Here is a 22,832-nt window from a genome sequence, read left to right on the forward strand (position 1 = left end):
CCTATCTCGGAGGAACCGACTATGAGTATGGTTATGGTGTTGCTGTGGATGGTGATGGAAATGCTTACATCACCGGATCCACCTATTCAACGAATTTCCCTACAACGTCTGATGCATACCAAACCATCTATGCAGGAGGTTATGATGCTTTTGTGTCTAAATTGAATCCTACTGGCACTGGACTGGTTTACTCTACCTATCTCGGAGGAAACAATTATGACTATGGTTCTGGTGTTGCTGTGGATGGGGATGGAAATGCTTACATCACCGGATACACCTATTCAACGAATTTCCCTACCACGTCTGATGCATACCAAACCAGCTATGCAGGAGGTTGGGATGTTTTTGTGTCTAAGTTGAATCCTAGTGGAACTGGACTGGTTTATTCTACCTATCTCGGAGGAACCGACTATGACTATGGTTATGGTGTTGCTGTGGATGGTGATGGTAATGCTTACATCACCGGAGAAACCTATTCCACGAATTTCCCAACAACACTTGGTGCATACCAAACCAGCCATGCAGGAGGTTACGAAGATGCTTTTGTGGCTAAGTTTAGAACAGTGGATCGGGCGAATGTGATTGTTTCTAAGACTGGTAATGGTCCTTTGAATGTGGGTGATACAGGTATTTTTACTGTTTCTCTGCATAATAATGGGCCAAATGCTGCTCACAACGTGGCAGTTACTGATATAGATGTTCCTACAGGTTGGATTGTGACTCCTTCTATGGGTTCATGGAACCCAATAACCAGTACTTGGAGTGTGGGAACACTCAATAATGGTGACAGTGCAACCCTAACTATTAGTGGACTGGTTGCCACTGCAATGGCTGGCACTACTCTCACCAACACAGTTACTGAAACTCAGGATGAACAGAGCCAGGAAACTCAAACTGCAACAGCTAGCATCACAGTTAATCCTCTGGCGAATGTGATTGTTTCTAAGACTGGTAATGGTCCTTTGAATGTGGGTGATACAGGTATTTTTACTGTTTCTCTGCATAATGATGGGCCAAATGCTGCTCACAACGTGGCAGTTACTGATATAGATGTTCCTACAGGTTGGATTGTGACTCCTTCTGTGGGATCATGGAACCCAATAACCAGTACTTGGAGTGTGGGAACACTCAATAATGGTGACAGTGCAACCTTGTCTATCAGTGGATTAATCACAACTACTATGGCTGGAACCACTCTTACAAACACAGTTACTGAAACACAAGATGAGCTGAACCAGGAATCTCAATCTGCATCAGCGAGTATTGTGGTTAATTCTGTGGCTGATCTGTATATCAACAGTTGGTCTAGTAAAAATAATCCTTTGTTGGGTGAAATTTTCACTATTACCTTTAAATTAGGTAATAGGGGACCAAATACTGCTGAAAATGTGGTATTTACCTTACCATTACCAAGTGGTGTGGAATTTGTTGGTGTAGAAGTCGATCAGGGAACAGCACGCTATGATCCTGCTACTAGGACGATTACATGGAGTTTAGGTGATGTGGTTGTTGGTGATCCTTATGCTTGGGTTCGTGTGAGAGCTTTAGATGTGGGTAGTTTCATATTCCGACCCACACTCACAACAGACACCTATGATCCCAACATTGAAAGCAACATCCAAACTGTGACTGTAAATGTCCAAGCTGCCGGAGAACCATCCGAAACTGTGCATGCTCAGACTGTGGGAATGCAAAAAACTGGAGCACCATTCATTGGAATAGTACTCGCTATTCTAATGATACTCGGAGGACTAATAACCCCCAAAAAACACTAAAAAAACCCCCATTTTCTTTTTTTCCTTTTTTTATTTTGTGGTTGTTTCCTAAATGAAATTTAATTATTCCTGGAAAGATACATATAAACCCTATTTTCTCCTGCAAAACTGTCTAACACATCAAGAAGAGAACGCACCGCCAATAGGGGCCATTATTACTATATGAAGCAACATTTTATGAGAATAAACAGCTTTGCCCTCTAGCATGCCTGTATTCTCAGTCAATTATTTTTTTAAATCATATTCTTCCACCAGGTTAGTGATAAAATAACAGATATGATTCTCTGGAATAAAATCCGTGACACGCCTAAGACCAACCAAGTCCGACCAACACGATCCTCCCCCTTAACCACAAAGAAACTACAATATAACTAAATAAAGTATAATTTACTCCCAGATAAAACCTTTAAAAAAATAGGATCTAAACTATGAAACATCTTCAAATAAAATAATAAAAATGGAAATTAACTAAAAAAATGGACTCACAAAAAAAAAAATTGATTAGATTGTTTCAAACCATCTTTCAGATTCATTCAGAACATTCTCAACCATCTGAACAGAAGATCCCAGATAGGTATGGGGGTCCATAATTTCATCCACCTCATCAGGGTTTAGATAATCATGGATCTCTGTCTGTCGAAGTATAACATCTTTTAAGCTGATACCCTGTTTGTTTGCTTCTATTGCACACTTTCTTACCAAGGCGTAGGCAGTTTGTCTTCCCATGCCTCTTCGGGTGAGTTCAGCCATGAAACGTTCAGCCATGATGAGTCCACCTGTAAGGTTGAGATTTTTTTCTATGTTTTCCGGGTAAAAAACCAGTTTTTCCATGAGTTTGATGGTCAAATTCAGGATGTAGTCAGTAAGTATTGATGACTCGGGTAGCATTATTCGTTCAGAGGAAGAGTTGGTTAGGTCTCTTTCATGCCATAATGAATTGTTCTGAAGAGCTGGCGAAGTGTAGGCTCTGACTACTCTTGAAACACCACATATCCTCTCTGCAGTTATGGGATTCATCTTATGGGGCATTGTGCTGGATCCAACTTGCTTTTCAGGGTCAAAACTTTCTCCCAACTCCCGAATTTCTGTTCTCTGCAGATTCCTTATTTCCAGAGCTATTTTATCCAAAGTACTGGCCAAATTGGCCAAAATCATAATATATTCTGCATGGTTATCTCTTTGCACCACTTGGTTGGATATTAGAACTGGTGGAAGTCCCAGGACTTCTGACACTTTTTGGTGTACGTTTAATCCATCTTCACCTAATGCGGCACTGGTTCCTACCGCACCAGTCATCATGCCTACGCAAAGTCTTCCTTTGCATTCTTCTAGCCGATCATACTGTCGGTGTAGTTCATCTGCCCAAATTGCGAATTTCATTCCATAAGTGGTGGGGAGGGCGTGTTGTCCATGGGTTCTGCCAATGCAAACTGTTTTCTTATGATCATTGGCGAGTTTCAGGATGATCTTGGCCAGACGTTTCACCTTTTCTTGTATTATTTCAATGGATTCCTTAAGCAATAATGACTGGGAGCTGTCAATGATGTCGTTTGACGTGGCACCGAAGTGTACATATTCCCCAGCATTTCCTTCACACACTTCAGCTAATGCTTTAACAATTGAGGCAATGTCATGGTTAGTTTCCCTTTCAATTTCATCCACCCTTTGTTTGGTAACGTATTGGGTGTTTGCTTTATTTTTTATTTCTTCTGCAGCTTCTTTGGGTATTAATTTCAACTGGGATTCGGCTTCTGCAAGGGCAGCCTCAACTTCCAGCATTTTTTGAAGTTTATTTTCTGCATCCCAGATTTTTTTCATTTCTGGGGTTCCGTAACGAAATTCTATAGGGTGGATAGCCATGGTCAAACTCCTTATTTTCATTTAATTATCAAGATAGTAACTCTAATTTTCATACCATATAACTAAAAACTTCAAATTGGGATAGTAATTACTAAATTCACTCTTCAAACAAAAGATTTACAGTTAAAAATAAAGTAAATAGGGGTTATTTAGAATCAGGAAAACTGTAGAGCAATGCATAAAACAGCCAGAATAATGCTCATGATAACAACTTGTTCTGGGCTGAGTTTTGGTCCTTTGGTTTCCTCTTCAAAGTATCTTACCAAGCCCGCCCCACTTGGTGGGAGGTATTTTTTTTCTTTCTTTGCCATATTAAATCACCATGAAATCTTTATAAATGTTATATCGAAATTTATTTGATTATATTCATTTATGAATTCTCTAAAGAGTAATATTCATGAAATTTTTATTCATGTTTATGTTACTTTCTACCGCCTTATATTTGTAGTGGTGATGCTGTGATTGAGATTTTAAAAAATAAGTAGGTTGGATGATTTTTTTTTTAAGTCTTTGAAAAAGTATAAATTACCTCCAACACAATAATATTTAGTAATGATAAGTCGTGTTCACCAAAGACGGGCTTTAAACATCATCTAAATCCATTTTTAGGGTTATAACTAGGTTTAATGACTTAATATTGGTTTAATTGTTTTAGAATAAACAAAATAATAGGGAATTATTATGGGATACTTTGAAAGCTTAGAAAAGGAAACTAAACGGGCTTATGATGTAGCAAGGGAAGCTAGGAAGAGAGGTCTGGATATAGAAACTGAACCAGAAATTCCATTGGCAAAAAACCTTGCAGAACGTGTTGAAGGGTTAGTTGGTCCTCCAGGAATAGCAACACACATCAAAGAACTAGAAGAGGAAATGTCACGGGAAGAAGTAGCTTTTCATGTGGCTAAAGAGATTGTTACCTCGGATCAAGTGACGAAGGCCGACCCTGGAAACAAAGATCAGTATAAAATTATGGAAGCCGCTGCAGATCAGGCTATACGAACTGCATTATCCATTTTAACTGAGGGAGTTGTGGCTGCACCATTAGAAGGAATAGATCGAATTGCAATTAAAAGAAACTTCGACCAAACATGGTATTTGGCAGTTTATTTTACAGGACCTATTCGTAGTGCAGGGGGAACCGCATCTGCACTTGCAGTATTAATTGCGGATTATATAAGGATTAACATGGATTTAAATCCTTACAAGCCGATTGAAAGCGAAATTGAACGTTACGTTGAGGAAGCTGAACTATACGAATCTGAAGTGACAAATCTTCAATATTCTCCTTCACCAGATGAAGTACGAGCAGCAGCCCAGAACATACCGGTGGAAGTAACAGGTGAACCCACAGATCAAGTTGAAGTTTCACACCGGGACTTGGAAAGAGTAGAAACTAACAATTTACGTGGTGGTGCCCTATTAGCACTGGTAGAAGGTGTTATTCAAAAAGCTCCTAAGGTATTGAAATATGCTAAAAAACTCAAAATAGATGGATGGGAATGGCTGGATGATCTTTCAAAGACTAAAAAATCATATAACGATGATAAAACTGAGAAAGATTCTAAAAATGAAGAACCAGAAGTTGATGACAAGTACATGAAAGATATTATTGGTGGCAGGCCAGTATTAGCCTATCCGCAAGCTAAAGGTGGGTTTCGTTTAAGGTACGGCCGATCCAGGAACACTGGGCTGGCAGCAATGGGTGTACACCCTGCAACAATGGAAATCGTTGAATTTTTGGCAGTTGGAACCCAAATGAAAATTGAGCGGCCTGGCAAGGGGAACTGTGTTGTCCCATGTGACAGTATTGATGGTCCTATTGTGAAATTAAGGGATGGAAGCGTAGTAAAAGTAGAATCAGTAGGTGAAGCTCGTAAAATTAAGTCACAAGTGGTTGAAATAATCTATTTAGGGGACATGTTAGTGGCATTTGGTGAATTTCTCCGAAACAACCATCAACTGCTCCCAGCTGGTTGGTGCCCGGAATGGTGGATTCAACTTTTAGAAAAATCACCTCACTATGATGTAAACCAAGAAGAAGAACTGAAACGATTCTTGCACTATGATAAAATCAGCGCAAACATGGCTTTTAATCTCTCTAAAAAGTATGAAATACCATTACATCCAGAATACACTTATTTCTATCATGATCTAACTATAAAAGATCTTAACAACCTAAGGCAATGGCTAAATACAGAAATTGAGGATTTCGATATAGGTACTAATTTAGAGTTAGATATAAGGCCTGAAAAACGGATATTGGAAGCATTAGGAGTTCCACATCAAGTTAAAAATGGAAAAATAATTTTAGGCCCTGATGAGGCATACGCTTTAATTCACACTTTAACACGACCATTAGAAGATGAAAAGAATATTTCTACCCTAGAAGCATTGAACCAAGTTTCTCCAGTTGAAATAATGGCAAAAGCACCCACATATCTTGGAGGTAGGGTTGGAAGGCCTGAAAAAACAAAGGAAAGGATGATGAAACCAGCACCCCACGCATTGTTCCCCATTGGTATGCATGGGGGTAACCGAAGAAACATCATCGATGCAGCTAAAAAAGGAAATATAACAGTAGAAATTGGGCGATGCAAATGCACCAACCCAGAATGTGGTGTTGGTTCCATGCAAGCTATTTGTCCTGTTTGTGGCTCTCGCACAGTACCTAGTAGCTCTGGAAAGAAACGCATAAACTTGGCCAATCTACTGAGAAAAGCTTACCAAAACTCAGGAGTACGGAAACTGGACGAGATCAAAGGAGTTCAAGGAATGATATCCGAGGATAAATTCCCAGAGCCTCTTGAAAAGGGTATACTCCGAGCAAAAAATGGAGTTTACACATTTAAAGACGCCACTATTAGACATGACTCCACAGATTTACCGCTCACTCATTTCATACCCAAAGAGATCGGTGTAAGTCCTCAAAGACTCCAAAAACTAGGTTATACCCATGACATCCATGGTGAAGAACTGAAAAATGATGATCAAGTGGTTGAAATTCAAATACAAGACTTGGTAATTTCTGAGGCTTGTGCCGAGTACCTTATGAGAGTATCACATTTCATTGATGATCTCCTGAAACAATTCTACCAAATGGAACCTTACTACAAAGTTAAAACCAAAGAAGACTTAGTCGGACATTTAGCAGTTGGTCTAGCGCCGCACACCTCGGCAGGTGTTCTTGGCCGAATTTTAGGATTCACCAAGGCAGCAGCATGTTATGCTCACCCATACTTCCACTCAGCCAAACGAAGGAACTGTGATAGTGACGAAGATTCAGTAATGTTACTGATGGACGCTTTACTTAACTTCTCTAAGGTTTACCTGCCAAGCAGTAGGGGTGGACGAATGGACGCACCATTGGTTCTTTCTTCCAGGATAGATCCTGAAGAAATCGACGATGAATCCCATAACTTGGATACCATGGAACTACTACCACTGGAACTTTACCAAAAAACTCTGGAAAAAGTTAAACCCTCAGAAGCACTTGATTTAGTGAATAATGTCCATAAAAGACTAGGGAAGGATGAACAATATCATGGATTAATATATTCTCATGAAACATCCAACATTCACCAGGGACCCAAGGTATGCCTTTACAAAACACTCCCAACCATGAAAGAAAAGGTAGATGAACAGATCAAGCTGGCTGAAAGGATACGGGCAGTTGACCAGAAAGGAGTAGTGGAAGGAGTTTTAAACTCCCATTTCCTACCGGACATGGCAGGAAACATACGGGCCTTCGCCAGGCAAAAAGTACGATGCACAAAGTGTAACAAGAAATATCGGCGAATACCACTAAGCGGGAAATGTACTTGTGGCGGGAACCTGATACTCAGTATTTCCAAAGGATCAGTGACTAAATATCTTGAAATTTCCAAGGAATTAGCTGGAAGATACCCCATAGATCCTTACCTTGTACAGAGAATTGAACTAATTGAGTCAAGTATTAACTCCCTCTTTGAAAGTGACCGATCCAAGCAGAGTTCACTTGACGTGTTTTTGTAGAAATAATATTAGAATAACAATAACGTTATAACTAAAATAGTGAGGTAGATAAACAGTTTTTTTTATCAGAACAGTTTGGATAATAGAAACTATTTTATAAGATACAAATAGAAATAAAATGTAAGTTAAAAACCCATAAAAACGGGGGTTAATGGGGAAATTTTAATTATTATAATATTAATTTTAAAGGCGGAGGATGTGTAAAGGATGAAAGACGCGCGTATAATCGCCGCCATACCAACCAAGGCGGAAAATTGTGTTTTAAAAAACAATGGAATATTTGAAAAGTTCAGTCACGAAAAAATATTAAAATCCTGCCTCATGGCAGGTGCTCCATTATGGGCAGCCGAAAAAATATCATCTCAAGCAGCAACTGCTGCTTATGATGGTGTCACCACCAAAGAAATCAAAATGTGGGTATACGACTCATTGAAGCATGTGGACAATGAAATGGCTGACAAGTATTTGAGAACCAATCAATTAAGAGTTCGTACGTCCCGGGATACTATTGAAAGTTTTGACAAGGCAAAGATCGAGAAAACCCTGATTGTGGAAACAGGTGCATCCCCTGAACTGGCTGATAAAATAGCCACCGAGGTTTGGAAGGAAGTTAAAAAACTGGACGTTGAATATCTCACAGCTCCCATGCTCAGGGAAATGGTTAACACTAAATTAGTAGAACACGGCTTGGAAACATACAGACGTCGCTACACCAGGCTAGGGATACCAGTATATAACATCACCAACCTCATTGAGAATGGAAGTCGTGATAACGCTAATATGATACACAACCCTGAAACTGTACATAAATATGTGGCTGATGAGGCTCTTAAACAATACGCACTATTACACATACTTCCTAATGAACTAGCAGACGCCCATATGGGTGGAGATATCCATGTTCATGATTTGGAATTCTTTGCAGGAAGACCACTAAACTGTTTGCAACATGACTTGCGATTTTTCATAAAACATGGGCTTAAAGTGGATGGAACTGGAGATCACACCAGCGTAGCAGGACCACCAAACCATATTGAAACCCTAATGAACCATTCTGGTGAAATCATGCTAGCTGCCCAACAAAACATGAGTGGTGGGCAGGCGATGTGTCTTTGGAATGTTTTCGTCGCACCATTCGCCAGAGGACTGCCTTATGAGAAGGTAAAACAGGCAGTGCAAATGTTCATCTATAATTTGAACATGGCATATGCTGCCAGGGGAAGCCAAGTACCATTTACCAGTATAAACATGGAATTTGGAGTGCCTGACTTTTTGCAAGATGTTGAGGCATATGGGCCTAAAGGAAAACTTGCCGGAGTTTATGGCGAGTTTGAAGAAGAAACTCGCATGTTGCAGAGGGCATTCACCGAAACATTGCTTGCTGGAGATAGTGATGGCAAACCTCACTTGTTCCCCAACACTATCTACGTGTTACGAGATGAAATCCTCAAAGATGAATACGCCGAAGACATTGCATTGGTACATGAGTTGTCTGCTAAATATGGTAGTGCTTACTTCGTGAACATGTTACCTGATTACAGGGGTGATCTGGCCAATTACATGGGTTGTCGTACCAGTTTAGGCGACAACTGGACTGGGAACTGGGAACAGGACTGTATTAGGACAGGTAACCTTGCATATGTAACTCTTAACTTACCAAGGATTGCTTACCAATCTCGTGATGAAGCAGATATCTTCGAATACTTGGATGGTCACTTGCGACTTGCTGAGCAAGTTCTCCATCTGCGCAGAGAACAGGCAATGAACTGTCTGGATGACTTCAACCTCCTCCCCTTCCTCACCCAGGAAACAGATGGGGAACGGTATTACCGTGTTGAAAACTCTACTTTGTCCTTTGGATTTGTAGGCTTGAATGAGATGCTTCTCCATCACTGTGGTGTTGGCATTGATGATGATGACGCCAGAAAACTTGGAATTAAAGTTTTAGAGTTCATGAATCAACGTGCTAATGAATTAAAAGAGGAAACTGGCTATAGATGGACTGTGCTGCAGACTCCTGCCGAATCTACTGCTTACCGATTCGCTACGTTGGATAGGGAAAAATTCGGTGACACCACAATCACCCAAGGTGATGAACAAGCCTCTTACTACACTAACAGTAATCACGTGCCTGTGAATTCTGATGTGAGTTTTGCTGAGAAAATCCGTATTGAAGAAAAATTCCACCCCCTCACTTTGGGAGGACACATTTTCCACGCATTCATGGGAGAATCACACAGCGATCCCCAATCTCTCATGAGTCTCACTGATAAAATAGCCCGAAAATCTGATATTGGTTTCTGGGCATACAGCAGTGCCCTCAGCTTCTGCATTAAATGTAAGACTCTGATGAAAGGATTACAACCCAACTGTGCTACTTGTGGAGAGGAAAAAGAAGTAGAATGGTACGACCGAATCACAGGATATGTGCAACAAGTCGGAAGATCCAAATCAGCCAGTGGAGGATGGAATCCGGGTAAAATGAAAGAGTTAATGGATAGAAGAAGGTATTAAATACCTTTTCCACTATTTTTTTATTTTTATAATTCAATCATATAATGCTATTTTCTTGTTTTTCTACGGAAATTTAACTGTCGATGGGGAGATCAATGGTATCTCAAGATTCTAAATTCATGGCTGAAGCGATAAAAGAAGCGAAAAAGAGTTTAAAGGAAGGTGGAATTCCTATCGGCGCTGTACTTGTGAAGGATGGAACTATTGTGGGTAGGGGTCATAATAGGTTGATTCAAAATGATTCAGCTATTCTTCATGGTGAGATGGATTGTATAGAGAATGCTGGACGCCTTAAAGGTACTGATTATAAAAAATGCACTCTTTACACTACTTTATCTCCATGTACTATGTGTTCTGGTGCCGTCCTGCTTTACAACATACCTCGTGTTGTAATAGGTGAGAATACGACATTATTAGGCTCTGAAAAACTTCTTAAGCGTAATGGAATTGAAGTTACAGTTATGCAAGTTGTTGAGTGTAGAAAACTATTAAAAAAATTCATTGAAGAAAATAAAGAGACATGGGAAACGGAATTGGAGAAAGTTGGATTTTCTACAGATTAATTGTCACTGTTTAGATTTTTGATAATAGTATAATACTTTATATATTAATTGATTAATCAGATAATTGATATTAAAATTAAATAGGAAATGGAGGTATTTTATGGATATTGGGGATTATTATTCTAGAGCATTCAATGGATTTCTGAGAATCCCAAATTGGCATTACCCACATTATTTGAGCAAATATTTATAATGATAATCACATTTTTAGCAATGATTTTGTTGTTTTTTTCAGTTTTAGGCCCTGAATTTTTGACAACTGGTAAAATTTCTGCTAATTCAACCAATCTCTCTGCTTTAATTGTTCTTTTTATTATTTTTTCCATTATTTGGATGATTTTATTGATCATCAGTAGTTATGTATCTGCCGCTACGATTGGAATGTCAAAAAGCATAGTTTTTGGTGAAAAACCTGATTTGGGCTTGGGATTTAGAAATGGTAATAAATATTTCTTGAAAATCATCGCTGTTTCGATAATAAGGTTAATTTTGTTAATGGTTTCTGCTATCCCTTTAATTAGTGGGGTTTTTGCTGATTATGCTTATGGTATGGCACCGGCTTTGACCTTAATCGGTGTATTGGTTAGTTTAGTATTATGGGTAGTTACAATGATTCTGTTAATATTCACTTCTCAGTCAATAGTGGTGTGTGGAGAATCAGTTATTGGCTCTATAAAAGACAGTATTAGGGTGCTCAGAGAAAACATATCTGACGTAATAATAGTAATTGTAATAAATATAATTATTGCGTTTTGTATTTTCTTTGTTGTTGGAATTATAAAAATGCTTTTATCTTTAATACCAATAGTTGGATCTCTTTTTAGCATAATATTGCAAGTGATTGTAGCTTGCTTAATAACTCCATTCTTGACTTTGGTTTTAACTTATGTTTACATGGATAAAAAAGGCTTAATCCATTCGAATATAGAAAATTCAGAACATATGTCCGAAGATGTAACTTAAAACAGAATTTTCAAACTAAACCATTCTTTTTATTATTTTTATTTTAAATTTGAAGGGTCATGCCATTATAACAATAAAACCAGAGAATTGTTTTTTTTTATTCATGATGATCAACTGATTTAGGATTGAACCCATTATTCAGTTTTATTGGTATGGTTACACTTTCAGATCCTCCTCCGAAGCCATGACTAATCATGGTGTGTCTGCCGGGACCTCCTGCAACTACTACAACCACATCTTGAGGGGAGCGGGTTATCCGAACTTGACCGTTATTTATATTTTTTTCATCCAACTTCCTACCGCCACGATCAGCCAGAATTGATGATAAATGGGAATTTTCATGTATATAATTCTGAACATCTTTTTTTGACCATCCTCCCTGTTTGATGGTGGTAGCATGCTCAGGACTCATTATTATTAGAAGTTCTCCTGGCACATGGCTGTTGTTACACCCGGCAGTTGTTGCAGTGTGAATTATAGTGTCCAGCAAGTCTTCTGCAGATTGACTGCGATGGTCATTAACGTTATGTGGTGATTCAGCAGCCATAACTGTCACTGTACTCTCATGAGAGTTGAAACCTCTTTCAACATGTAATGGTTCCCAGGGATTTTCTTTTTGATTTTCAGCAAAACAGTAACTATACTTGGCTGGGGAGCCATGTGTGGCATGGTCACCCACTCCAGGAATAGCACCAGCAATATTTATAAGACACAGGCGAAGGGCCCGGCCAATAGTTGCATTAGCAATGTTACTTGGTGCTAAACATCCCACTGAGGTATTCATTTCAATTTCGTCTATTAATGGTCCATTGATAATGATGCAAATCGATATAGGATGAGTAGTTGCATTCACCCCTGCCAAATTAAATTGATCTCTAGAAACAGCTTTTATCACATGTTCCAATACTGGTTGGAATTGAGGAAGACAACCAGCCATAACGGAGTTTATTGCAATTTTTTCAGGGGTTGCTTGGCCCATTTTAGGTGGAAGAATAGCTAAAACATCTTCAGGGTTGTGAAAAGTAGAATTTAGAAAACGTTTCACTCTTTCTGTGGTAGGTGGAATTATGGGCAAACCATCAGTAAAGCGGTTCTGATAGAAGTTAAGACTGACTTTTTCAGGGTCAGGGTCTACAAAAAATTCCATATCACTGTTTCTAGCATTACAAAGACGGTCGTTATCAATTATTATCTTTTTATTTTCACAATTGGGCTTTTTGTCAAATAAATCGTCGGTTAGACATCCACAGGAATTTTTATTTACTGTTTTTTCATCTTTTCTAGTCATATTCAGATCTCAAGATTAGGGTATTTGGAGGATGTAAAGGAGATTGGGAACTATTTTCAGTGCCTTTTCTTCAATTTCATCGTTGTTGAGTCCGGCTATGGGATGTTCCACTTCGAGGATTCTTAGGTCGCTTATTCCATGAGATTCAGCTAGTTGTCTGGCGAAAGATGCAAAATGATCCGAAAAAATGGATATAGTAGGGATTCCCATCTTTTCAAGTCGTATAGCATCTAAAACTAACCAGCTAGCGCAAGAACCGCAGTCTCCCAGTGCTAAAATTGCGAGTTCTGATGAGGATGCCTTGATGATTTTTTGTTCAGATGTCGGTGTTCCTGCGGGTTTTTTAATATATAAAAACTCTCTGTTTCCCAGAGTTTCTGCAAGAACTTTTAATATTATCTCGGTTCCTGGTTTGGTGTTATCAATTAGGGAAACCTGATCAAAGTCATAGGGAAGTGGATTCAACTCGATTTTCTTATTTTCAACTTCTCCTAATGGGTTTAAAACTTCCTTTTCTGTTAATTTCACCCTCAATATAGGTCCCTCAATTAGTTTTCATTTCATTTATTAAAAAAAGATTTTGCCTTTATTAGGTGGGAATTTTAAGATTCATTCCGGAATCTTTTAATAACAAAATCTTTATCCAAGGATAAAACAAATGACGCTGCTCTGGGTCCCTGTTTTTTCCCAATTATCATTTTGTATATGGCTTGGAAAGCTTTTTGTGGTTTTAATCCAAGTTCTTTTAGTATGGTGTACATTTCGTCATGTAGTTCTTGTGAATTGTAATCCCTATTTTCCAGGACTTCTGCCACTTTCAGTAGGAATATTTTTTGTTTATCGTTTATCTCTACTTTTGGCATTTTTTCCTGAACTTTGAATTTCACAAATTCTGGTGCAAATTTTTCCAACCAGTTTTCAACGTTAACTAAGCGGGTGTCCAAGTCATCTTTTTTATCAGCACTTAATTTCCCATATTCTGCACATTCCATATCTGCTGGTAACTGAGAGTTACGTTCCAGTATCTGGAAGATCTTATCAGGATCATCAGTTATTTGCCGGACTACAGTAAGGAAACGATAGGATGCATGGAAGGGCATAGAATCTGAAGAGTTGATCTGGGATACTTCATAGATTTTGTTAAGTTTCTCCATTTCTTTCTCAGAGGCAGCTTCTTCAACATCATAGAAAATTCGTTCCACACGGTCATACTGGTCGATAAAATCTAAAAAGGGCATTCCAGGATCAAAATCCTTATGTTTCAATGGTTTACTTCGGAATAAAAAGTAATTTAATGTTTCCGGAGATCCAATCTCTAACCACTGGCCCGGAGTGAAGAAAACACCCTTAGATTTGCTCATAGCCTCGCCTTTAAGTGTTATCCATTCATAAGGAACAGGATAAGGAGCTTTGTAATCGAATATTTCATTTGATATAATTTTACTCACATCATAGGAGCCGCCACTGGCAGCATGATCTTTTCCAAATGGTTCGCAAGTTACACCGAAAATTTTCCATCGCGCAGCCCATTCCACCCTCCAAGTGAGTTTACCTGCACCGGATTTAATATCCATTTCACCCTCATGGCCGCACTGACATCTGTAAAAAACTGTGTCTCCCTGGTAATCATAGGCTGTGGTGGTGTTCACCCTTCCACATTCACTGCAGATGGGATTGTATGGTAACCAGTCAGATTTTAGGGGATGTTTTCGGTACTGGTTGAATATCTCCCTAATTCTGGGAGCTCTTTCCAGTGACTTTTTAATGGAGTCATTGTAAACTCCGTCATGATACATTTTAAAACCAGAATAAGTTTCAAGTTCAATTCCAAATTCTGGGAGGGTTTTTAGGAATGGTTTCTGGAAGTGTTCCACAAAATTATCACAACAACCCTCAGGACAAGGTATCTGGGAATAAGGAATACCCAAATATTTTTCATAAGATTCAGGGAGGGGATATGGAACTTTACGTAGGGGGTCATGATCATCAGCTATCCAAATAGTCTTAGTGTCTTCACCAAGTTTTTTTAGGGATTTACCCACTGCATTAGCTATGAAAACGTCACATGAATTTCCAATGTGTATGGATCCAGATATGGAAGTTCCACTGGCTACCACGTGTCGGTCCACGTCCCAGTTAGTTAGATCAGATGCAATTCGTTCAGTCCAATGTTTCAATCAATTCACCTTCTATTGTGAAAATAAAAAAAGGGGTTATTTAATAAAATAAATAATAAAATGGGGATGAAGTTATTCAAATACTTTAGTTGGGGCTTCATCCAACCATTCGTTAACGATTTTAATGGCACAGTAACTTCCACACATGGTGCAAGTGTCAGGGTCTTCTGGTGGGCGGTTATCCCTTATGGCACGAGCATCATTTGGACATATCGCTGCATCGTATTGGGCTTCCCAGTTTAGTTTTTTCCGGGCGTTGGCCATTTCTAAGTCCTTTTCACCCTTGTGAATTCCCTTGGCCATGTCCCCAACATATGCTCCGATTCGGCTGGCAATAACTCCCATTTTTACATCTTCGGGTCCAGGCAGTGCTAAATGTTCAGCAGGGGTAACATAACAGATGAAATCTGCTCCGGCAGCAGCCGACTGCGTGGCACCAATGGATGACACTATATGATCATAGGCAGGGGCTATGTCAGTTACAATAGGCCCTAACATGTAGAATGGTGCACCACGGCAGAGTTTTTTCTGCATGGTTACATTGGCTTGGATTTCATTTAATGGTATGTGTCCTGGGCCTTCTACAATGGTCTGCACTCCTACTTCCCGGGCACGGTCGATCAATTCTCCCAGAATTATGAGTTCTTGAACTCCTGCACGGTCGGTGGCATCGGCAATAGCTCCTGCTCTCATTGCATTGGCCATGGACATCACAAAATCGTATTCTTTGGCGATCTCCAAGATATAATCATAATTTTTGTATAATGGGTTTTCTATTTCGTTTTCCACCATCCATGCAGATACTAATGCACCTCCACGGCTCACTAGTCCACCTTCACGTCCTTGTCTTTTCAGACGTTTAAGGGTTTCCATATTCACACTGCAATGAATTGCCATAAAGTCTATGCCGTCTTTTGCTTGTTTTTCGATGGCTTTGAACATTATGTCTTCATCCATGTAAATGGCAGCACCCTTCTCACGGATGGTTTCAAAGGCAGCCTGATATACAGGCACACTGCCCACAGGAATGTCAGATATTTTTAAAATTCTTCTGCGAATCTCATCTAGGTCTCCACCAACAGATAGTTCCATCAAAGTGTCAGCGTTGTTGGCTATGGCAACTTTGGCCTTTTCTTCTTCCATATCAAAATCACATATGTCTGTGGATGTACCGATAGTGGCGTTAACTTTTGTTCTGAGTCCGGATCCAATACCAACAGCTTTTACTTCCCGTCCAGTGTTACTGGGAATGGCAATGGTACCTTGGGCTACAGATTTTCTGATGAATTCAACGTCGACATTTTCCGCTTCTGCGACGGATTTCATTTCATCGGTTATTATCCCTTTTCTCGCATCGTCCATTTGTGTCATAGAATCACCGTGTAAGCTTTTTTTAGAAAAGTATTGTTTACATTGACAATTTCTTTTTTGTTATAAATTGTCCTTAACTACTGATTAATACAAATATTAATTTGATTTTATATTCCCCATAAAAATAGATAGTGGTTTTAGTTTGATGGGGGGATATATTTTCGAAAATTGAAAGGTGGGAAAAAAGCAGTGAACTACATATATTAATAATCTATTTCATTCATCCGTTCATGAACCATTTTAATGTTGGGGACATTTGTCTGACATCCTTCTGCTTCCACAATAAATGAAGATACAGCAGAAGCAAATTTACCACAGTATAATAATGGTTTACCTTCCAAATATGATTTCAGGAACCCTGCCCTGTAAGAATCCCCCGCACCTGTGGGGTCTACAGGGTCACGCTCTAAAGCATTTACTTTGTTGGTTTCATCAGAGTAAATAACACTGCCATTTCTACCTCTGGTTTCAACCACAATTGATGGCCCGAATTCTCGCAATTCATCCACACTCATATCCAAAGTCTTCAATATCCGTTTCACCTCATGATGGTTACCGAAAAGAATATCTGACACTTCTAAAACTTTCCAAAGGTCATTGGGGGAGTACATGTGTAAATCTTGTCCAGGGTCGAAAGATATTATCTTTCCTTCTTTTCTTGCGAATTTCCCACAATTTAAATTAAATGAAGGGTCACCAGTTGCCAAATGCACCGATCTAGTATTTTTTATGGCATTATGGGGAATTTCAGATTTTTTAAATCGGGTTGCAGCGCCCCAGTAAAAGTAAAAGATTTGATCATGGTTGTTGTCAGTTAAAACGAAGGCAGTAGGAGTTTTATCATCTTCAACAACTATCATATCTCGCATATCAATATCTACATTTTGCAAGTGTTTTTGATAATCAGATCCCTCAAAATCTCCCCCAACTGCAGATACAAGGGAAGATTTAAGTCCTAATGATGATGCTACTACTGCAACGTTAGCAGCAGCCCCTCCATGGAATGTTCGCATATTTTTTATAGTAGAAGCAGAATTGGGCACGGGAAATTCATTAACTTGGATAATATAATCCATAGCCGTGTGTCCAATAGTTAATAAATCTCTTTTTTCCCTCAGAACAATCACCTGCCATATTTCTATTTTAGCATTATTTAAGATTAACTGATTATAAGATTAATACTTGTTAAATGAATTTAAATCAGTATTCAAAACATTTAATTTTAATCAATTCTTTCAAAACCCCATTTATCAATTAAGTTCTGCCCTTGACTCACGATAAATTCTAAAAACCCCTCCAACTGAGGGTTTGAATTCCATAAAACCATACTAATAATGTGCATGGTGTCTTCTGCAAGAAGATTAGACCCTGTAGTAATGCCTGACACATAACTTTTGTTTAGGAAGGTTAACAGACCTTCCTCAGCATTAACCATTTTCAACGCGTTATTAGGTGAATTACATAATTCAACAATCTCATAATCAATTCTTAAATGATCTAATGTGTTCCAAGCCAGTCGTTGGGCGGAGAATGGAATTTCAACGAATTTACTTCCATTAAGTTCCTGAACGGTTTTGGGGTGTTCATCACATCCAGAAACTAACACTAAATGATCCTTTGCAATGGGAGTAAAATCCAAGTCATTCATTAATGCATGCACGGGATCATCTAGAAGAAGAATGTCTACTAAACCTTTCTTGGCCATTTCCAACGCACTTAAATCATCCACACTATTAATCACGGTTTCAAGACCGTACTGTTTGGATAAAATATCTATCAAGCCGGTTGAGATTGGGCCTCCACAAATTAATGGAATGGAGCTTTCTTTAAGTCTTTTTTGGTATTCTTGATATTTTTCAAGTATCAAAAATCCTTGATGTGTGAGTTCAGAACCTGCTCCAGTACTGTACACTAATTTAAATCCAAGTTTATTCTCTGCATCTCGAATTCTACGATTTAATACAGCATGGGATATATTTAGGCTTTTAGCAGCTTCTCTCTGAGACCAAGTTTCTGAAATTTTTTCTAAAGCATCAAAAAGCCGGAAAGTGAATTTTACATCATTTATTTCCAAGTTTAATGTGGGGTTAAACTTAAATGGGCTTAATTTATCTTTCATGATTTTTTATCTCTGATTTAGGGGTTATTAGGCGAGTTTCCATATTGAACAAAGATTACTTGTAGAAATTATATATATCAAACCAGATAGATATACACCACGAAATAATGTGATTACGGTGAAACAAGTGATTTTAAACGAGGCCATACAAGAAATAATCGATAATATACTCTCTGTTTCTGGAAAACTCGATCCTAAGAACATAGAAGAAATGTCGAGATTATTACGGTCATCTAAAAATGTTTTTGTCATGGGATTGGGGCGTTCTGGGCTGGTTGCCAGGGCTTTTGCCATGCGCCTAATGCACCTTGGAATAAGCGTTTATGTTGTTGGAGAGACTACAACTCCAGCTTTATCACCTGAAGATTGTCTATTAGCAATTTCCGGTTCGGGTGAAACCTTCAGCATCATCAGTGCTGCGGAAATTGCCCATAAAAGAGGAACCAAAATTATTGCTGTGACTTCTTATGTGGACTCTACCTTGGGGGAAATGGCAGATTTAATAGTGCATATTAAGGGCCGCACCAAGATTGATTCTGAAAAAAACTATATCACCCGCCAGATAAATGGGAAACATCAGTCTTTATCGCCAATGGGTACTTTATTCGAGGTCACCAGCCTTATATTTCTTGATGGATTAATAGCTCAATTAATGGTTGAAATGGGAAAAACTGAAGAAGATATGAAGGCTAGACACACTTTAATCGAGTGAAAACTATAGTTTAGGGATTGTTGTAATCCCAGAATTCACTATACAGTTATGACCATTGAGTCAGCATAAATAGAGAATGGAAGTGTTACCCTAGAATTAACTAAATAATTATCCGGTGAGGGTGGGTGTAAATATTAAATCTGCCGTTTCTCAGGAATCCTACCAAGGTAATCCCAGCTTTTTCTCCCATTTTCAATCCTTCCATTGTTGGTGCGGCTTTAGTTATCATGATGGGAATTCCCACATTGGCAAGTTTAACCACACGATCTGGGGGAATTCTACCACTACAAAGGAGAAAACTATCTGAAAAATCAATATTTTTTTTTAAACCTGCACCAATTACTTTATCCACGGCAACATGTCTACTTACATCTTCACGGACGATAAAATGTGTTTCATCCACTAATGCAGCAACATGGGTGCCACCAGTTTTGGACCAAACTTCTGCTTTTTCAATTAAATGATCATACGCTTGGAGAATTGTCTCCTTTCCAACCTTGAGATCAGATTTCACGAAACTTATGGTTTGATCTCTATGAAACCAGCCATTATAACAATCTAAATCGCTGTCTTCATAGGATTCAAAGTTTTTCAAAAAAACTTGGATTGATGATGGTTTAAATTCAATCTTATTCACATCTTTCAGGGATTTTATGTATCTTTCATCCAATAAATAGCCTAGAGTGAAATCTTCAAGGTTAAAAGGGCTTAAATAAAACTTTCCCAGTTTTTTCCCATTGACATCTAATTCTATTTTAGAATCTAGGGCAATTAAATCTTCTATATCGCGAACTTGATTGTTAACTCTAATAATTTTAGTTTTTTTGAACATTTTACTCATAATAGTCCCCAAAAAAGGATGTAAAAGAATATATAAGTCAATACTATCCTTCTACAATATCATTTACCCATGAAATAGCTGCTGCTACATTGGGAAAACCAATAGTGCTGGTAAGCAAGATCACAGTCTGATATACTTCTTCTTCAGAAGCTCCATTTTCAATAGCCCTTCTGACGTGGCTATGAACCCCACCTTCAGATCTAATAGCAGCTGAAGCTGCTAATTGAATTAGTTGAACGTTTTTTTCATCAAGGGGGCCTGTATTTCGAACTGATTCTCCTAGCTTGCTCAGTGCATCACCATATTCTGGGAACCGCTCTCTAATATTCATATAATGTTTTGGTAATTTTTTTGACATGTCCAACCTCCTACACTCAATCTTATACATTATTATAACGTAGTTGAAGCAAATATATTTTATCACTATAACCACATAACTACTTATTATTAGTTATAACTAGATTTAAATGATTTAATCATACAATAAAGCAATAAATACCATTATTCTCTTCATCAATATCAATTTATATGAAATAAAATGCTAATAATTAGAAAAGAAAATTACCGTAAAAATGATAAAACTTCCACCCATAATTGTGTATGGAGTTATTTGAATTTTTCAAAAAATGTAAAAAAGTGGAATAATAAATTTTCTTGCAGTGGTTATGCCTTTTTAATCATAATCATGGAAAAATGGAACTTCATGAGCATTGTGGATTTTATCTATTAATCAGAATGTAAATAGGAGTAAACGAAGTATGGATTTTAATAAACTGGTTGATAATGCCAAAAAAGAATTGAACTTGGTTTATAATAGTGAAAAACCAGTTGTTTTGATAGGTTCAGCTACTTGTGGTAAATCTGCCGGTTCTGAGGAAATTTCATCCGCAATTCAAGAAGAATGCATTAAAAATGATATTGAATGCAAACTGGTTAAGGTGGGATGCATTGGATTATGCTATGCAGAACCAATTATAACCATAATTAAAGCCAATAATCCACCAGTTTTCTATGGAAATGTCACAGTGGAACTGGCCAAAGAATTGGTTCACAAATATATAGATGGTGAAGACCCCCTGGAAGATCATGCACTTGGAACAATTGGCAAAGGAAAGATGGAAAATATTCCTAATCTATGGACATTACCGGTTCTGAAGCCACAAGTCCGAAGAATTCTCCGCAACTGTGGCCTAATTGACCCTCGTAATATCAATCACTACTTGGCTAAAGGGGGATATAGTGGATTAAACGAGGCCCTGAAAATGGAGCCTGAAGTTATCGTTGAAAAGGTTAAAAAATCAGGGTTAAGGGGAAGAGGGGGTGCAGGTTTCCCCACTGGCATGAAATGGCAACTATGTCGTGATGAAAAATCAGACACTAAATACTTGATTTGCAATGCTGATGAAGGAGATCCCGGTGCGTTTATGAATCGTTCACTCCTAGAAAGCGATCCTCATTCAATATTAGAAGGCATAGTCATAGCTGCCTATGCCATAGGAGTCCAAGAAGGTTACATATATTGCAGGGCGGAATATCCCCTTGCTTTAGAGACATTAAATCATGCCATCTCTCAAATGAAAGATGCAGGATTTTTAGGAGAAAACATTTTAGATTCTGGATTTAATTTTGACCTAAAAATAAAAGTAGGGGCAGGAGCTTTTGTTTGCGGTGAAGAAACAGCTCTTATAGCTTCAATTGAGGGTAAAAGAGGAACCCCACGCACACGACCGCCATTTCCCACCACTTCTGGTTTATGGGACAAACCCACTGTCATCAATAATGTGGAAACCATGGCGAGCGTTACTTTGATAATGCAGGAAGGCCCCTCAGAATTCAGTAAAGTGGGATCAGAGGACAGTAAAGGCACTAAAACATTTTCAATGGTGGGTAACATTTATCACACTGGATTAATAGAAGTGCCCCTTGGAACAACACTCAGAGAAGTAATATTTGCCATTGGAGGTGGAGTTGCCAATGGTAAAAAGTTTAAAGCAGTGCAAGTAGGTGGTCCCTCTGGAGGATGTATCCCTAAAGAATTCGTGGACACTCGTATAGATTATAGTTCATTAAATGTGGCGGGGGCTATTATGGGTTCTGGTGGTATGGTAGTTATGGATGAAGACTCCTGTATGGTGGATGTAGCACATTACTTTTTAAAATTCACCCAAAATGAGTCATGTGGAAAATGCGTACCTTGCAGACTGGGAACCAAGCAAATGTTAGACATACTAACTGACATAACTGAAGGAAGAGGCAGGAAAGATGATATAAATCTTCTGAAAGAACTCGCCCATGCCATAAAAGATTCATCACTATGCGGACTTGGTCAGGGTTCTCCAAATCCAGTTTTAACCACTTTAAGGTACTTCATGCCAGAATATGAGGCTCATATTCAAGATAAAGCATGTCCGGCCAACCATTGTAAAGAACTTATTTCCTACGTTATCATACCTGAAAAATGTACGGGGTGTCGTTTATGTCTGAAGTCATGCCCTGCAGATGCAATAACTGGGGAAAAAAAGCAACCTCATTTCATCAACCAGAAAAAATGTATAAAATGCGGTAGTTGCATGGATTTATGTCAAGGAAAATTTGATTCAATAAAACGGGTTTCCCCACCCATAGAATAAAAAAATCT

The 22,832-nt window shown here is 38.5% G+C and carries 17 protein-coding genes; 7 read left to right on the top strand and 10 right to left on the bottom strand.

What is annotated here, in order from left to right:
• Positions 1 to 1,775 (top strand): DUF11 domain-containing protein (locus tag GXZ72_04645; protein HHT18827.1); only part of this gene is annotated, 1,775 nt, incomplete at its 5' end.
• A 501-nt stretch (positions 1,776 to 2,276) separates the two neighbouring features.
• Here the strand turns inward: GXZ72_04645 and GXZ72_04650 are convergent.
• A complete protein-coding gene (locus tag GXZ72_04650; protein HHT18828.1) occupies positions 2,277 to 3,635 on the bottom strand; it encodes an adenylosuccinate lyase in 1,359 nt (452 codons plus the stop codon).
• 155 nt (positions 3,636 to 3,790) lie between these two features.
• Positions 3,791 to 3,946 carry a preprotein translocase subunit Sec61beta gene (locus tag GXZ72_04655; GenBank protein ID HHT18829.1) on the bottom strand — a complete coding sequence of 52 codons (156 nt, stop codon included), beginning with the start codon at positions 3,944 to 3,946 and terminating at the stop codon, positions 3,791 to 3,793.
• Positions 3,947 to 4,316: 370 nt separating this feature from the next.
• Here GXZ72_04655 and polC point away from each other — a divergent pair, with 370 nt between their 5' ends.
• The 4 genes from polC to GXZ72_04675 all read left to right on the top strand — a co-directional run bounded on the left by polC (position 4,317) and on the right by GXZ72_04675 (position 11,686).
• A complete protein-coding gene (gene polC / locus GXZ72_04660) occupies positions 4,317 to 7,646 on the top strand; it encodes a DNA polymerase II large subunit (GenBank protein ID HHT18830.1) in 3,330 nt (1,109 codons plus the stop codon).
• A 207-nt stretch (positions 7,647 to 7,853) separates the two neighbouring features.
• Positions 7,854 to 10,160, top strand: coding sequence for an anaerobic ribonucleoside-triphosphate reductase (gene nrdD, locus GXZ72_04665; protein HHT18831.1), 2,307 nt, complete (start codon positions 7,854 to 7,856; stop codon positions 10,158 to 10,160).
• Between the two features lie 95 nt (positions 10,161 to 10,255).
• Positions 10,256 to 10,723 (top strand): nucleoside deaminase, encoded by a 468-nt coding sequence (locus GXZ72_04670; protein HHT18832.1) that lies wholly within the window; start codon positions 10,256 to 10,258, stop codon positions 10,721 to 10,723.
• Positions 10,724 to 10,879: 156 nt separating this feature from the next.
• Positions 10,880 to 11,686, top strand: a complete 807-nt coding sequence (locus GXZ72_04675; protein HHT18833.1) for a hypothetical protein — start codon at positions 10,880 to 10,882, stop codon at positions 11,684 to 11,686.
• Positions 11,687 to 11,783: 97 nt separating this feature from the next.
• On the opposite strand, the gene GXZ72_04680 is transcribed toward GXZ72_04675, so the two are convergent.
• From GXZ72_04680 to GXZ72_04705, 6 genes are all read right to left on the bottom strand, one after another.
• Positions 11,784 to 12,974 carry a hypothetical protein gene (locus tag GXZ72_04680; GenBank protein ID HHT18834.1) on the bottom strand — a complete coding sequence of 397 codons (1,191 nt, stop codon included), beginning with the start codon at positions 12,972 to 12,974 and terminating at the stop codon, positions 11,784 to 11,786.
• 15 nt (positions 12,975 to 12,989) lie between these two features.
• Positions 12,990 to 13,508, bottom strand: a complete 519-nt coding sequence (locus GXZ72_04685; protein HHT18835.1) for a hypothetical protein — start codon at positions 13,506 to 13,508, stop codon at positions 12,990 to 12,992.
• 68 nt (positions 13,509 to 13,576) lie between these two features.
• Positions 13,577 to 15,151 carry a lysine--tRNA ligase gene (locus GXZ72_04690; GenBank protein ID HHT18836.1) on the bottom strand — a complete coding sequence of 525 codons (1,575 nt, stop codon included), beginning with the start codon at positions 15,149 to 15,151 and terminating at the stop codon, positions 13,577 to 13,579.
• 72 nt (positions 15,152 to 15,223) lie between these two features.
• Positions 15,224 to 16,522 carry a phosphomethylpyrimidine synthase gene (gene thiC / locus GXZ72_04695; protein ID HHT18837.1) on the bottom strand — a complete coding sequence of 433 codons (1,299 nt, stop codon included), beginning with the start codon at positions 16,520 to 16,522 and terminating at the stop codon, positions 15,224 to 15,226.
• A 203-nt stretch (positions 16,523 to 16,725) separates the two neighbouring features.
• Entirely contained in the window at positions 16,726 to 17,640 is a 915-nt protein-coding gene (locus GXZ72_04700) for a carbohydrate kinase family protein (GenBank protein ID HHT18838.1), read from the bottom strand.
• Positions 17,641 to 17,744: 104 nt separating this feature from the next.
• Complete coding sequence (locus tag GXZ72_04705; protein ID HHT18839.1) at positions 17,745 to 18,641, bottom strand: LysR family transcriptional regulator; 897 nt, start codon at positions 18,639 to 18,641, stop codon at positions 17,745 to 17,747.
• A 127-nt stretch (positions 18,642 to 18,768) separates the two neighbouring features.
• Here GXZ72_04705 and hxlB point away from each other — a divergent pair, with 127 nt between their 5' ends.
• Positions 18,769 to 19,353, top strand: a complete 585-nt coding sequence (gene hxlB / locus GXZ72_04710; GenBank protein HHT18840.1) for a 6-phospho-3-hexuloisomerase — start codon at positions 18,769 to 18,771, stop codon at positions 19,351 to 19,353.
• 100 nt (positions 19,354 to 19,453) lie between these two features.
• Here hxlB and fdhD read toward each other — a convergent pair whose 3' ends face one another.
• Positions 19,454 to 20,194 carry a formate dehydrogenase accessory sulfurtransferase FdhD gene (gene fdhD, locus GXZ72_04715; GenBank protein ID HHT18841.1) on the bottom strand — a complete coding sequence of 247 codons (741 nt, stop codon included), beginning with the start codon at positions 20,192 to 20,194 and terminating at the stop codon, positions 19,454 to 19,456.
• A gap of 43 nt (positions 20,195 to 20,237) precedes the next feature.
• On the bottom strand, positions 20,238 to 20,552 hold the full coding sequence (locus GXZ72_04720) for a carboxymuconolactone decarboxylase family protein (protein ID HHT18842.1): 315 nt from the start codon (positions 20,550 to 20,552) through the stop codon (positions 20,238 to 20,240).
• Positions 20,553 to 20,952: 400 nt separating this feature from the next.
• Here GXZ72_04720 and GXZ72_04725 point away from each other — a divergent pair, with 400 nt between their 5' ends.
• Positions 20,953 to 22,824: an NADH-quinone oxidoreductase subunit NuoF gene (locus GXZ72_04725; protein ID HHT18843.1), complete on the top strand. Its 1,872-nt coding sequence runs from the start codon at positions 20,953 to 20,955 to the stop codon at positions 22,822 to 22,824.
• Positions 22,825 to 22,832: the final 8 nt, after the last annotated feature.

Source organism: Methanobacterium sp. (genome assembly GCA_012838205.1).
Classification (GTDB): domain Archaea; phylum Methanobacteriota; class Methanobacteria; order Methanobacteriales; family Methanobacteriaceae; genus Methanobacterium.

Bases quoted from the DNA above. Each gene is read 5' to 3' on its own strand.
- thiC (HHT18837.1), bottom strand. From the start codon at position 16,522: ATGACACAAATGGACGATGCGAGAAAAGGGATAATAACCGATGAAATG.
- GXZ72_04655 (HHT18829.1), bottom strand. From the start codon at position 3,946: ATGGCAAAGAAAGAAAAAAAATACCTCCCACCAAGTGGGGCGGGCTTG.
- GXZ72_04720 (HHT18842.1), bottom strand. From the start codon at position 20,552: ATGTCAAAAAAATTACCAAAACATTATATGAATATTAGAGAGCGGTTC.
- GXZ72_04705 (HHT18839.1), bottom strand. From the start codon at position 18,641: ATGAAAGATAAATTAAGCCCATTTAAGTTTAACCCCACATTAAACTTG.
- GXZ72_04650 (HHT18828.1), bottom strand. From the start codon at position 3,635: ATGGCTATCCACCCTATAGAATTTCGTTACGGAACCCCAGAAATGAAA.
- GXZ72_04725 (HHT18843.1), top strand. From the start codon at position 20,953: ATGGATTTTAATAAACTGGTTGATAATGCCAAAAAAGAATTGAACTTG.
- polC (HHT18830.1), top strand. From the start codon at position 4,317: ATGGGATACTTTGAAAGCTTAGAAAAGGAAACTAAACGGGCTTATGAT.
- fdhD (HHT18841.1), bottom strand. From the start codon at position 20,194: ATGAGTAAAATGTTCAAAAAAACTAAAATTATTAGAGTTAACAATCAA.
- nrdD (HHT18831.1), top strand. From the start codon at position 7,854: ATGAAAGACGCGCGTATAATCGCCGCCATACCAACCAAGGCGGAAAAT.
- GXZ72_04680 (HHT18834.1), bottom strand. From the start codon at position 12,974: ATGACTAGAAAAGATGAAAAAACAGTAAATAAAAATTCCTGTGGATGT.
- GXZ72_04670 (HHT18832.1), top strand. From the start codon at position 10,256: ATGGTATCTCAAGATTCTAAATTCATGGCTGAAGCGATAAAAGAAGCG.